Below are 13,247 nucleotides of genomic sequence, written 5' to 3' on the forward strand. Positions count from 1 at the left end.
ATGTAGGGTCAACCGGAACGTCTGACATGAGAACCGTCGCCAAAGTCCTGTTTGCCTGCCTGTGCGTGGTGGTCGTGGTCCTCGCGCTGGTGTGGGCACTGCTGGTGTCGTCCCTTCCCCCCCGGGATGCGGTCGTGTCCGTGTCCCTTGGGCGCACCGGCATCAACAGTGACGCCGGCGGCGGCCGGCAGGTTCCCCCGGAACCATATCCGCTTTTCCCGGGGGACAGGATTAAAATCACCCGGGACCGGTATGGAATCCCGACGATCCGGGCCTCGGATGTCCGTGATGCGGCCTATGCCCTGGGCTATGTCCATGCCCGGGACCGGCTGTGGCAGATGGAAATGGTGCGCCGGCTGGGTACCGGGCGGCAGTCCGAGATTTTCGGGGGCCGGACCCTCGCAGCCGACCGGTTCATGCGAACCCTGGGGCTGGAGGAGCTGTGCGCCGGAGACCTTGCCGCTTCTGATGCGGAAGTCAAATATTTTATAAGGGCTTATACGGACGGGGTGAACCAGTTTCTTCGCTCTCGGCGCGGGGCTCTGCCCCCGGAGTTTCTGGTGTATGCGCATGATCCGGAGCCCTGGAGGGACACGGACACGCTGCTTCTCGGGCGTCTGCTGGCGCTGTGGCAATCGCAGGACTGGGTCGCCCAGATCTATCGCGGCGCCCTGGGCCAGCTTCTGGAACCCCGGCAGCTTCAGACCCTCTGGCCGGACCTGGCGGAACCACCGGACGGGGACGCCACGTGGGACACCAGCCACGCGGTCCGGATGGCGGGTGTGGCCGGGCAGAACGTCCGCGGCTGGCTCGCGCTTCTGGGCGAACTGGAGGAAAGCCGGGCTCTTCCCCGCGTGTCCGGAAACCTGTGGGCCGCCTCAGGAAGCAAAACCACAAGCGGCCTTCCCCTCGTGGCCGGCGACTTCCATGGAGACGACCGGGTTCCGGCGCACTGGTATCTGGTGCGCATCGAGACGCCGGAGGGCACCCTGTCCGGCGGAACCTTGCCCGGCTTCCCCTTTGTTCTGACAGGGCAAAATGATGATCTGGCCTTCGGGTTGAACGGGTCTGCGTCGGACACGGCGGAGGTTCTGGTCGAGCGGTCCTGTGACCCGGACGGACGCCCCCAGGCCGGCCCGCAGCCTGATCCCCGCTCCGGCCCCGTATCCGATGCCGTGTCCGATGCGGGTTCCCATGCCGGAGCACCGGATATCGGATCGGACAACGGCTTCGCCACCCATTATCTGGATAACGGCCGTGTGCGGGCGTTCTCGGTCCGGGAGGAGCGAATCCGGGTCCGCTTTTCCCCCGACGAGGTGCTGCGGGTGCGCTCATCGCGTAACGGCGTGATTGTGTCGGACGGGATCCGGCTCCCCCGAAGCGGGGGCTGGGGACCGGTCGGGCCGCTGGCCTTGCGCTCCAGCGCGCTGGCCCCGGGCAGCACCCTGCCGGAGGCCCTTTACCGCCTGAACCGGGCCCGGAGCGTTGCGGAGGTCCACAGTGCGGCCCGTTTCTTTTCTGCGCCGCACTGGACTGTGGTCTACGCAACCCGGGATGGGCGGATCGGGCGGCTGGATCCCGCCGCCAGCAGCCGGCAGCACGCGCTCCGTGCGGTACCGTTCGCACCGCGGCCGGGCTGGCTCGCGCCCGACGACCCCGGACGCCACGGTTTCCGGCTGTCCGATGGCGCGCCTGCGGACCCGGATCCCGATCCGGTCTCCATACCCGTCCCTGCGCAGGACTTTGTGCTGAGCACCAATGATCCGCCGCCCTGGACGGGCAAGACACCTGCGCCTTCGTTCGGGCAGGGAATGTCCGGTCAGGCCCGCGCTCTCAGGCTCGCCGCTCTGCTGGAGGAGGCGCGGGCTCTGGACGTGCCGGCTGCCGGCCGTATTCTGGACGACCGCTTCTCTCCGGCCCTGGCGTCCCTTTTGCCGCTCATGCTGCGGTTTTCACCGGACTTCGAGGTCACAGGCTCCCGAAGTATCGCTGCCGCCCATTACCTTCTGTCCTCCGGGGGGTGGGGGTACCGCATGGACCCCGAGCGTCTGGAGCCCCTTCTGGCCGTCGCCTGGCTTCATGAACTGAACGATGCGCTGTTCGGGGGCATCCCCGGGCGGGGGCGTCCTTTCAGGCAACCGTTTGACCCGGGCCCTGTGGTCCGTGTGCTGGCGGCCGACGGTTTCTGGTGTCGTGAGGCGCTCCAGGACGCCCGGAGCGAGAGCCCGCAGGACACCTGCGGGCCCCTTCTGAGGGAAACCCTTTTGGTGAGCCTTGCCCGCCTGAACCGTGAGAACCCCGGGATGGATCTTTTCACCCAGGGGCGCAGGGACCGGGTCCAGCGCAGCGCCATCCACTCCGGAGCCCTGGAGGGCGTGCCCGTCCTTGGTCGTCTCGCACATCTGTCCCTTCCCCCGGCAGGGGGGCTCCAGAGCCTGGACCGGCGCGGGGGGGACGAGCCCCACGATGGTTTTTTCCCGGTTGCCGGACTGGGTTCCGGCCTTCGGGTTGTTCTTGATCCGGCCCGGGCGGACAACTCCCGCTATGCCGTTGTCCCCGGCCAGTCAGGGCATTTCCTGTCCCCGGCCTATCGGAATCAGGTAGCCCTGTGGGCTTCGGGGCAGCTCATCGGGATGGACAGCACGGACACCTCCGGCGGTACAACAGTCCTGCGGCCCGTGTCATCGGACGACACGGAAGGGTCCGGAGTACTCTTCACTCTCGTAAGGTGCATCAAAAGCTTGCTGAAATGACCTGTTCGCAATAAAATCCACCTTCGCTTTGTGAAGATTTCAGTCCATTCTATGGTCCTGAAAAAAGGGGATGAAAACCGGCAAGTGTCCGTTTCGCACGGTGCCGCCAGGCAGTCTCCTTGATTACCGGGTCCGGTGCGCCCCATCTTGCGGCTGCATTCGGGTCCGGCACGGGTGAAAAATGAACGGCAGAAGCCGGCATTTTTTCACGGTCAACTGTACAGGCAACCTCGGGAGCTGAAATGCTCGTTATTATCGGGATCGCAATTGTTCTTGTCGCCGTTCTGGGCGTGATTCACACCATGGGCTCCATTACCGAGCCCCCCGAGGTTCTGGGCGGACTTATCGGTGCCGCGCTGGTGGGAACCTTCCTGGGCGTGCTTGCGGCCTATGGCTTTGTGGCTCCCCTTGCCCGGGCCATTGATGCGGCCTACTCGGGAGATACCGAGTACTTCGGCTGTATGAAGGCCGCCATTCTGGCGCACATGCAAGGCTATGCGCCGCGAATTTCCATCGAGTTGGCCCGCAAGACCCTGTCGCCGGCTGTCAAGCCCAACTTCGATGAACTCGAGGTCGCGGTTAGCGGTCTGCCCAGTGGCGGCGGCTGATCCGGGCACGCGTCGCAGATCCGTGACGGGAGTGCGGATCACGGCAGGGTAGCCGGACTTGAGCAAGCCCCGCGCCCGTCCGGGACACCGCGTTTCCGGCCCGGGCGCCCTCGATCGGGGCTGAGGAAGGGGGCCGCGTCCCGGGGCGCGGGTCCGATGGCCAGAGGGGTTTCGCCCCGGTTCAGGGGCGCCGGAACGCCAGAGCAAGAGATTAGAGATGTCCGATCAGCCGATCATTATCAAACGGATCAAAAAAGGCGGCCATGGCGCCCACGGCGGCTCGTGGAAGGTGGCTTACGCCGACTTCATGACCGCGATGATGGCCTTTTTTCTTCTTCTGTGGCTGCTGAACTCGGTCACCGAGGAGCAGCTTCTCGGCATCTCGAACTATTTTGCACCGACCGCCGTGTCGTCCTCCCCCTCGGGGGCGGGGGGCGTTCTTGGGGGCCAGGTCCTCGGGGAAGGGGCCATGCAGTCCGACAAATCGGACGCCATGACCGATCAGCTGGCCCTGCCTCCCCCCACCATCGGAACCGGCGGCTCGTCCTTTACCGATGATGCGGAAGGATCGGCCTCCGAGTACTTCGACCAGAAGCAGGATGCCGCGACCCGGACGGCCGATGCCTCGTCCTCCGCCCGGGACAAGGCCACCATGGGCCTTGAGGGGGCGGAAGGCAGCGCGGAGAGTTCGGAGGAGCGGATTGCCGAGGAGCTTCAGAAGGACGCCTTTGACCGGCAGGCAGAGGAAATGCGCCGGGTGATCGACAACACCCCCGAGCTTGCCGCCATCAGCCAGAACCTGGTGATTGATTCCACCCCCGAGGGGCTGCGGCTCCAGCTGGTGGACCAGGAAGGTCTGTCCATGTTTGACCGGGGCTCGGCGCGGCTTCTGCCTCACACCCAGAAGCTGCTGGAGTCCGTTCTCCAGATTTTTGCCGAGGTTCCCAACAAGGTCGCTATCGTGGGGCACACGGACTCCACGCCGTACTCCGGCTCGGCCCAGTATGGGAACTGGGAACTTTCCGCAGATCGGGCCAATGCGACCCGTCGGGCACTGGTGCAGAAGGGGCTTGATCCCGCCCGGATCCAAAGGGTGGAGGGCCGCGCGGATCAGGAGCCTTACGTGCCCGAGGATCCGGGCAATGCGAAGAACCGGCGGATTGAAATCACGCTCCTGAGGGATCCGTCCCTGTTCATGGACCAGGCCCGTGCTCTTTCAAAGGGCGAGAAAGTGCCCGGGGCCGGGCAGGGCAGTGCGACAGGCAAAAAACCGGGCACGCCATCACCGGGAGCGTCAGGAACCGGCGGGGCTGCATCCCCGTCGGCGGATGGTGAGAGCGGGGACACTTCGGAAGACGACGAGACCACACAGCCCGGGGCGCTCACACCCGGCCCCGCCGGTCCGCCCGGTCTGCCGCGCTTCCTGAACACACCGCGCGGTGGCGGCAACTGATCACCGGCACCGGTGGGCGTTGGGAAGGCCGGTGGAGGGGTGCCCCGGCTGGCGTGGGGACCATCGCGGGAACGGTTCCGGAGCCGGTTCCGGGTCGGCTGGTGGCGGACACGTCCCGACGGGCTTGTCCGCGGCAGTCGGTTTCCGGCCAATGTGTTGCGCAGCCTCCGAAACCAGGGGGATGCCCCGTGATGCCTCTCTCCCCACCGGGAGGGGGAGGCAGGGGAAAGGCGCCCCTCTGCCGGTTCGGATCCCACGTTTCAAAGAAGGATTTTCTCTGTCGGAGAGATTCGCCTCATCAGCGCCCCGCTTCCCGGAAGCGGAGAGGTGCGGGCGTTCGCTCACCCTGGGCGGATCCAATCCGTCCGGAAAATTCGCGTGAGCAGAGGTCCGGATTCCCGGAATACCCGCGGGGTGCCTGAGGTTCGCTCACGCGGGACAGGATCAATCCGGTCGGAGGGTTCGCGTGAACACCGGGGCTCTGAGGTTCGCGACGTCCAGTTCCATAAAGTCCGGGGCCCTAAGGTTCGCGTGGTGTGCGTGACAGCTCTGGCGCGCAGCGTGCGTCCGGAAGTGTCTTTGCAGCAAACCAGCAACGGAACCACGGCCCGGGTTCGCTTCCCCGAACCCGGATCTCCCCGGATGTGGGCGCTTTCCGGTCGTCGGTGCCAACGAGGCCCCCGGCCGGAGCCCCGTGTTCTCAAAGGGTTTCCGTTGCCCTGACCATAAAATTCTGATCTAGAACTCAATTTTGTATGCCGGAGGCACAGAAAAGGTGAGGCGGCCAGGGTGAGAAGGGGAGGGGGGCGAGACCAAGACCAAGACGGAGACAAAGACGGGAACGGGAAGGTTCACCGTCCGAGCCAGCCCGTTCCGGCGCGCGGAGCCCCCTACCGGTACTCGCGCAGGATGGCGACAAGGCGCCCCTGGATCTCCACACGGCTGTAGGGGTAGACCATGACCTTGTAGTGCCGGTTGGCCGGCTCCAGGGCGACCCCCTCCTTGTGCTTCTGGATCCGCTTGAGGGTGGCCTCATCCCGGTCAATCAGGGCCACCACAATGGTCCCGTTGTCCGCGCTGGAGCAGCGGCGGATAATGGCCGTGTCCCCGTCCAGAATTCCGGCTTCCACCATCGAATCCCCCTCGATCGTGAGGGCAAAATGTTCCCCCGGCGCTCCGATAAGGGCTGAGGGCACATCGACCTGCGTCGTGGTGTCGTTCAGGGCGGAAATGGGGGTTCCTGCGGCGATTTTGCCGGCGAGCGGCAGCGAGACGGCCGGGGCGCCCTGGGCCTCCACGTGACTGGCGGGAATGGCAAAGGGCTGGGGAGCCGTGGCGTCCCCCACCGACCGGATCTGGGAGGGGAAACCGTGCGGGGCCGGGGCGAGATAGTAGCCTTCCGGCGTCACATCGGCGCGCATGGGGAACGGGGAGGGGGCAGCCGAGCTTTCGGGCGTTCTCAGAACCTCCACCGCGCGGGCCTTGTGGGCAAGGCGCCGGATGAAGCCCCGCTCCTCAAGGCTGAGCACCAGCCGGTGAATGCCGGATTTCGAGCGCAGGCCCAGAGCATCGCGCATCTCGTCATACGACGGTGAAATGCCCGTTTCCCGGAGACGGCCCTCGATGAAGGTCAGCAGCTGGTGTTGTTTCTTCGTGAGCATGGCGAGGGCTCCCTGACACAGAACGGCAACCGGCAGGATGACCCGCAGCGGTGCGTGCGCCGTGGTTGCAAGTGTTCACGGTCACTCTTGCCAATAACCGAACAAAAGCCGTAAACGATCTCTTATGTTCTAAGTTGGTTCTCTTTTTATGTCAAGGGGGTATTTTCCGGTGTGCGGAGGGCCAATGTTTGGGGTAACCTTTCGTGTCGTTTATGATTTTGGGCAAAACCATGATCCGCATTGACCCGGCTGCCGTCAGCGCCATTGTTCGCGAGGTCGTTGACAGCGAGATTCTTCCACGTTTTCAACGGCTGGAGCAATCCCAGATCCACACGAAATCGGCCCCCGGAGATCTGGTCACCGAGGCGGACCTGGAGGCCGAGGCCGCCTTGAGCCGGCGTCTGACCTCCCTTCTGCCGGGATCGCGGGTGGTGGGGGAGGAAGGGGTGTACAGGGACGCGGCGGTTCTCGAGGCCTTGCGGGACCGGGCCCCGGTCTGGGTGATCGATCCGGTGGACGGCACGGGCAACTTTGTCCGGGGGAACCCGCGCTTTGCCTGCATTGTGGCCCTGGTTCAGGATGGCATCACGCGCATGGGCTGGATTGATTCCTGTGTGGAGCGTGAGACGGTCCTGGCGGTGGCGGGGCAGGGGGTGTACGGCCCGTCCGGAGACCGAATCCACCTGCACACCAGCACCCCCGCCCCGGCTCCGCGCCTGCCCGGATTGTGCGGTCAGGTCGGTGGACAGGCCATCCGCCGCGCGCTCAAGCCCTGTGTGCGCAAGGTGGACTGGGTGGGCAGCGCGGCCCAGACCTATCTGGATCTTCTGGGCGGGCGGATCGACTTTGCAGCCTTCAGCCGACTGAATGTCTGGGACCATGCCGCCGGTGTGCTGATGGTGCGCGAGGCGGGCGGGATTGCGGCTCTCGGGGACAGGCGCCCCTACTCGCCGCTGATGCGCAGCGAGCCCAGCCCTCTGGTTCTGGCCCCGGATCCGGGGATGTGGGACGAACTCGCGGGCCGTATTGAGGCCGCAGGCGCGGACGCTCCGGCTGCGGGCATGCACCCGCAGTGAGCGGCCCCTCTACTTCTCGGGCAGAATGGCAGCCCGGTTGAGGTCCACGTAGAGAACCGGCGAATCCAGGTTCTCGCTCGTGATGTCCCAGTCATAGGTCATGTAGTTCTGGAAGCCCCTGGGCTTGACCGACTGGGCATTTCCGCGGGTCGCGGTTCCATTGGTGACCACGCGGAACTTTCCGTTGATGGTGATCCCCGAATCCGCGATCTGCTGGCGCTGGTTCTGCTTGAGGGTCTTGGCATAAACCCGGGCGGTGCCGTCCTCGAAGGTCTCGATCACCACAAGCCGGTCCGTGCGCCTCAGGAAGATGAAGATGCCCCGCTCTCCCAGGCGCCCCTGCGCCTCGTAGCGGACCTGGAAGCGCCCGTCCCCGAGGGATCGGATGGTCTTGAAATGGTTGTCCCGGTTCAGGTCGCGGATCAGCACCTGGACCTTCTCCGCGATCTCCGCCTGGGACAGCTTCCCGGCCCGGATGTCCTGGGCCAGCGGAACCCATGTCAGTTCGCCCTCGTAGACGAAACCGTAGCTCCGGTCCGTCGAGAGGCGGATTTCCGCGATGAACGAGTTGGGGAGCCAGCAGGAGGCCACAAAAAGGCACAGGGCCGAGACAAGCACGGCCACCGCAGGGAACAGGAACCCGCGCCTTCTAAGTGCGCTCAGGCCAAACCGCCGGGCGCCGGGGGCGTGCGGTTTTCCTTCTGTTTCACCGCTTGCCATATTTCCTCCATCTCTTCCAAAGTGGCGTTCCCGGGGGCGCATCCCTGTCGGGCCAGCGCCTCTTCCACAGCCCGGAAACGGCGTTCAAACTTTGTGTTGGCTGCCCGGAGGGCGGCTTCAGAGTCGATCCCCAGCTTCCGGCCCAGCTGAACCAGGGCGAAGAACAGGTCTCCCAGTTCCTCAGCGGTCCGGTCCGGGTCGGCACCGGAACGAAGCTCGTCATCCAGTTCCCGGCGCTCCTCATCCACCTTCTCCAGAACCCGCTCCACAGTGGGCCAGTCAAAGCCCACGGTGGCAACCCTCCGGCCCAGGGCCCGTGCCCGGGACAGGGCGGGAAGGGCGCGGGTCACTCCGTCGAGAACGCTGTCACCGCCCGGTTGGGTTTCCCGCTCCCGGGCCTTGATCCGCTCCCAGGTGTCCGCAACCTCCTCGGGGGTCGAGGGGGCTCCGGCCCCGGCGGTGTCCCCGAACACGTGGGGGTGGCGACGCACCAGCTTGTCCGCAAGAGTATCCACCACATCGCTGAAAGAGAAAAGATTCTTCTCCTCGGCGATCCGCGAGTGGAACACCACCTGGAACAGGAGATCCCCCAGCTCCTCCCTGAGATTCGCCGGGGTTCCGTTCTCTATGGCATCGACGACCTCATAGGCCTCCTCGAGGGTGTGGGGCGCCACGGTCTCGAAGGTCTGGCGGACATCCCAGGGACATCCGCCGACCGGGTCGCGAAGCCGTGCCATGATCTCGAGAAGACGCGCGACACGGGTCGCCGGCGTGCCCATCAGGCCGGTCCGTTCTCGAGCGCGGCGATGTACGGGGGCAGGGCGAAGGCCCCGATGTGCACGGCCGGCGAGTAGTAGCGGGTGCTGAAGCCGGCCTCCCGGTAGCGCTGCTCGAGCACCGCCAGATCCGGGGTCTTTTTCGACGGGTCGTCCGACGCCCAGCCAAGGGTCATGGGACCGCCCACGTAGGTGGCCATGGAAATGATATAGCTGGTGGAGCAGCGGAAGCTGGGCTTCATGCGGTTGTTCACCAGGGTGCGCTCCTCCGGCTGGAGGAAGGGGACACCGCCCTGCACCGCAAGAATGCCGTTTTCGGTCAGGCAGCGCTTGCAGTTGCGGTAGAACTCCTCGGTGAAGAGACCTTCGGCCGGGCCCACCGGGTCCGTGGAGTCCACCAGGATGACGTCATAGCGGTCCTCGGTCTCGGCCACATAACGGATGCCATCGGCGATGATGATCCGGGCACGGGGGTCGTCATAGGCGCCGGCGCTGACGCCGGGCATGTATTTCAGGGCCATGTCGATCACGGCGCGGTCGATCTCGACCTGGGTCACGTGGGTCACGGAGCGGTGGCGCAGAACCTCGCGAAGGGTGCCGCCGTCGCCGCCACCGATGATCAGAACGCGCGAGGCCGAGCCGTGTCCGAACACGGGCACGTGCGCGAGCATTTCATGATAGACAAACTCGTCCTTCTCCGTAAGCTGAACCACGCCGTCCAGCATCATGACCGTTCCGAACATCTCGTTTTTCAGGATCACCAGATCCTGAAGGGCGGTTTTCTCTTGAAAAAGAACCTCGTCAACACGAAATCTCTGCTCCCAGGCGGGGTAGAGAGTCTCGGACAGCCAGTTCACCATTGATCATATCCTTTCCGAAGCCGGATTACCGAACACAAAGGCGGGAGGATGGCGAACTTTTCGGAAAGGGGCAAGTCTCAAACCCTTAACACAGGCCAGGCCGCCACCGGGCGGGGTTCTGGTCCCGTTCCATTTGTTACATCTGGGACTTTTTTGAACTCCTGCGCAGAAAAGGCTTGCGCCGGCTGCGAAAAGTCGGCATTAAGCCCGCCACACACGAAGCGCACGCTCGCAGCTCCAGAAGGAAGTGACCCACCGGGTTGACGGATTGTCGGATGTCTGCTTGTGTGCGTTGTTTTTTGTAACAATCTGATGAGGCTTGTCCAGCAACAACCACAACCCCTTCGGGTTCATACGCTGGTTAGAGGGAGCACCAAAATGCACTACGCATCCCCCCGATTGGCGGTGAATACTGAAGCGGAGGCCCTCGAAGCCCGAGCAGAGGTAAGATCCGTTTCACCCGTCTCGCACAACCACCTGAAAGTCGTTGAGACGACAAGTTCAGCCAGTGACGAGCGGTTTGACCACTTCATACACAGGGACGGACTGACATTCGCCGGAACCCACCTTATTCTGGACTTGTGGGACGCTGAGGGACTGGACAACATTGCGCTGATCGAAAGTGCGATGCGCAGCGCCGTCGAGGAATGCGGCGCCACCCTTCTGCATATCCACCTGCACCACTTCTCTCCCAACGGGGGCGTTTCGGGCGTGGCTGTGCTTGCGGAATCGCACATCAGCATTCACACGTGGCCGGAATGCGGATATGCCGCACTCGACATCTTCATGTGCGGCGATGCCCGTCCCCTGAGCGCCGTGCCGGTGTTCAAGCGGGCGTTCGGCGCCGGACGTATGGTCCTGTCCGACCAGAAGCGTGGCCTCGTCGTTTCCTGAAAAAACGGCAGACCGGATTTTTATAAGTGATGTCACCCGGGGGGGCTTCCGGCCCCTCCTCGTCCTTTTTCCGGTCCTTCCTTTTCCGCACCGTTTCTCCGCAACAGGCCGGAGAACGCCAGGCGGGGAAGGGTAGGCCGGGCTTTTCCGAAAGGGGAAAAGTCCGATGTCTCCTCCTGTCGCTGTTCTGCACCCGGATTCCTGGTCCTCCCCGCGCGAGAACGTCGCCTCCACGGGAGCGACCATCCTGTCGTTCGCCCGCACCCCCGAGTGGGTGGCTCCGGGCCTGACGGTCAAGCAGGCCGCATTCCTGGCCTCCCAGCCCCAGACCCCCTGCGTCGTGATCGACGTGGACGTGGTCGGGCAGAACTACAACCGTCTCACGGATGCCCTCCCCGGCGTCGAGGTGTTCTACGCCGTCAAGGCCAACCCCCTGCGCCCGGTGCTGGAGCGCCTTGCCGGTCTGGGGTCGAGCTTTGACACCGCGAGCCTGCCGGAAATCGATTCCTGCCTCGAGCTGGGCGTGGATCCGTCGCGCATCTCCTATGGCAACACCATCAAGAAGGCCCGGGATATCGCTGCCGCCCATGAGCGTGGCATCGGTCTCTTTGCCTTTGATTCCGCCGAGGAGCTCCAGAAAATCGCGCAGAACGCCCCGGGCTCGAAGGTGTTCTGCCGCCTGTTCGTGGAAAACGAGGGCGCCCAGTGGCCCCTGTCGCGCAAGTTCGGCTGCTCGTCGGCCATGGTGCGCGAGCTTCTTATCGAGGCGGATCGCCTGGGCCTCCAGGCCCACGGGATCTCGTTCCATGTGGGCTCCCAGCAGACCAATCCGGAGCAGTGGGACGTGGCCCTTCGCCGGGTGGCCGAGCTGTTTGTGGCCCTGGAGTCCGACGGCGTGTCCCTCGGCATGATCAACCTCGGGGGCGGCCTGCCTGCGTCCTATGATCTGACCGAGCTGGACGCGAAGCCCTACGGCGAGCGCATCCTGGGCCAGATCGATGCCCTGTTCCCCAACGGCCGTCCGCGTCTTCTCGTGGAGCCCGGTCGCTACATGACGGGAAATGCCGGGGTTCTCGAGGCCGAGGTCGTTCTGGTCTCCCGCAAGGACGCGGACGCCGAGAAGCGTTGGGTCTACGTGGATGCGGGCCGCTTCAACGGTCTTGCCGAGACCGAGGGTGAGGCCATCCGCTACCCGGTCGCCGTGGTGTCCCGGGCAGGGGAGGGCGACGCGCTCGCGGAAAGCGGACCTGTCATTCTGGCGGGCCCCACCTGTGACAGCGTGGACATCCTCTATGACAAGGCGGGCTACCAGCTGCCGCTGGATCTCCGATCCGGAGACCGTCTTCGCTTCATGGCAACGGGCGCCTACACGACGACCTACGCCGCTGTCGGCTTCAACGGCTTCGCCCCCATCACCGCTCACTGCGTCTGATCGGGCGCCGGGCGTCTGTCCGGCGGACAGCCTCCCGATCCTTCGGGTACAGACAAAAAAACGGCGGCCCTGACAGGATCGGGGCCGCCGTTTCTGTTGGGGGAGGGCGCCTGTCGAAGGCTGCCCTGCCCCGGTCAGCGGGTTCAGGCTGCGCTCTTTTTCAGCGCGGCGAAGGCCAGGAAGACCCCCAGGATCACGCCCAGGAAGGCCGCAAAGACCGCCTGGAAATAGGGCGGAAGCATGAACGTGACGGTGTGGGCGGGAATCCAGAACAGGGGAATGGTCTTCTTGAAGACAAAGCCCCACAGGGACTGCCAGTTCGTGTCCTGAAGGATCTTGCCCACCGCGATCGGCCGGCTGAAGAAACCGGGGATCGTTCCGCCCGTCGCCAGGATGTGGTTGTCCGTGACCCGGTGGAACGTCATGAACACCGGCGCGAAGGTCAGGTTGATCGTCACCGAAATGCAGAACGCCATCAGCAGGCGGCTACCGAAGGCCAGCTCGGCCGGGTTGGTCACCGTCCACCCCAGGCTGCCCAGGAACGCCGGCACACCGCCCGCGTAGACCACAAAGGCGGCCTTGATGCCCATGCCCAGGAAGCCCCAGACCAGAGCGCGGGGAAGGATGCCGAAGCCAGAGCGGTTGTAGACGCCGTTGGTGATTCTCAGGCCGATCATCTCACCGAAGGTACACAGAACGGCAAACTTTACGAAACTCGAAAGGTAAGGGTACTCTTTGGAAATCGTAATAAAGTGATCAAGGAAATTGGGGGTCAGGGCGCACGCGGTAATGACCGCAATCACGATGCCCACGACAAGGGCGTCTGCCCGTCCCATGGAGGTTTTTGCCATTGCGCTGTTCTCCTGCTGTGTCTGGCGCTGGTGTCGGGTTGGGTCCGGCGGCGGGGTGGACCCGGGGGGCCTGTATCCGCCACCGAACACAAGAGAGATTGCATAGACCGCGCAAGACCGCAATCGGATCATGACCCCTGCGCGGGAATGGGTCCGGGTCTTC

General features: G+C 64.7%; 11 protein-coding genes. 6 read left to right on the forward strand and 5 right to left on the reverse strand.

The window, feature by feature from the left end; all coding sequences use genetic code 11:
* Positions 1 to 26 precede the first annotated feature (26 nt).
* From IHV25_RS08280 to IHV25_RS08290, 3 genes are all read left to right on the forward strand, one after another.
* Positions 27 to 2,753 carry a penicillin acylase family protein gene (locus IHV25_RS08280; protein WP_192534652.1) on the forward strand — a complete coding sequence of 909 codons (2,727 nt, stop codon included), beginning with the start codon at positions 27 to 29 and terminating at the stop codon, positions 2,751 to 2,753.
* 242 nt (positions 2,754 to 2,995) lie between these two features.
* Entirely contained in the window at positions 2,996 to 3,361 is a 366-nt protein-coding gene (locus tag IHV25_RS08285; protein ID WP_192534653.1) for a MotA/TolQ/ExbB proton channel family protein, read from the forward strand.
* Positions 3,362 to 3,578: 217 nt separating this feature from the next.
* Positions 3,579 to 4,814, forward strand: a complete 1,236-nt coding sequence (locus IHV25_RS08290; protein ID WP_192534654.1) for a flagellar motor protein MotB — start codon at positions 3,579 to 3,581, stop codon at positions 4,812 to 4,814.
* 890 nt (positions 4,815 to 5,704) lie between these two features.
* Here IHV25_RS08290 and lexA read toward each other — a convergent pair.
* A complete protein-coding gene (gene lexA, locus IHV25_RS08295) occupies positions 5,705 to 6,475 on the reverse strand; it encodes a transcriptional repressor LexA (protein ID WP_192534655.1) in 771 nt (256 codons plus the stop codon).
* A 212-nt stretch (positions 6,476 to 6,687) separates the two neighbouring features.
* On the opposite strand from lexA, the gene IHV25_RS08300 reads away from it, so the two are divergent.
* Entirely contained in the window at positions 6,688 to 7,551 is an 864-nt protein-coding gene (locus IHV25_RS08300; protein WP_242018890.1) for an inositol monophosphatase family protein, read from the forward strand.
* 9 nt (positions 7,552 to 7,560) lie between these two features.
* Here IHV25_RS08300 and IHV25_RS08305 read toward each other — a convergent pair whose 3' ends face one another.
* Genes IHV25_RS08305 through speE form a run of 3 tightly spaced genes read right to left on the reverse strand, consistent with a single transcriptional unit; the run spans position 7,561 to position 9,907 of the window.
* Positions 7,561 to 8,271: a hypothetical protein gene (locus IHV25_RS08305; RefSeq protein ID WP_192534656.1), complete on the reverse strand. Its 711-nt coding sequence runs from the start codon at positions 8,269 to 8,271 to the stop codon at positions 7,561 to 7,563.
* On the reverse strand, positions 8,211 to 9,050 hold the full coding sequence (gene mazG, locus IHV25_RS08310; RefSeq protein WP_192534657.1) for a nucleoside triphosphate pyrophosphohydrolase: 840 nt from the start codon (positions 9,048 to 9,050) through the stop codon (positions 8,211 to 8,213). The genes IHV25_RS08305 and mazG overlap by 61 nt, the downstream gene beginning before the upstream one ends.
* On the reverse strand, positions 9,050 to 9,907 hold the full coding sequence (speE, locus tag IHV25_RS08315) for a polyamine aminopropyltransferase (protein WP_192534658.1): 858 nt from the start codon (positions 9,905 to 9,907) through the stop codon (positions 9,050 to 9,052). Before speE ends, mazG begins: the two co-directional genes overlap by 1 nt.
* 378 nt (positions 9,908 to 10,285) lie before the next feature.
* On the opposite strand from speE, the gene speD reads away from it, so the two are divergent.
* Both speD and IHV25_RS08325 read left to right on the forward strand, forming a co-directional pair.
* Positions 10,286 to 10,801, forward strand: a complete 516-nt coding sequence (gene speD, locus IHV25_RS08320; protein WP_192534659.1) for an adenosylmethionine decarboxylase — start codon at positions 10,286 to 10,288, stop codon at positions 10,799 to 10,801.
* Between the two features lie 166 nt (positions 10,802 to 10,967).
* Entirely contained in the window at positions 10,968 to 12,233 is a 1,266-nt protein-coding gene (locus IHV25_RS08325; protein ID WP_192534660.1) for a type III PLP-dependent enzyme, read from the forward strand.
* Positions 12,234 to 12,376: 143 nt separating this feature from the next.
* Here the strand turns inward: IHV25_RS08325 and IHV25_RS08330 are convergent, their stop codons facing one another.
* The gene (locus tag IHV25_RS08330; RefSeq protein ID WP_197975008.1) at positions 12,377 to 13,084 is read right to left on the reverse strand and encodes a hypothetical protein; all 708 of its coding nucleotides are present in this window, start codon (positions 13,082 to 13,084) and stop codon (positions 12,377 to 12,379) included.
* Between the last annotated feature and the right edge of the window lie 163 nt (positions 13,085 to 13,247).

The organism is Phaeovibrio sulfidiphilus, from assembly GCF_014861485.1.
In the GTDB taxonomy this organism is placed as follows: domain Bacteria; phylum Pseudomonadota; class Alphaproteobacteria; order Rhodospirillales; family Rhodospirillaceae; genus Phaeovibrio; species Phaeovibrio sulfidiphilus.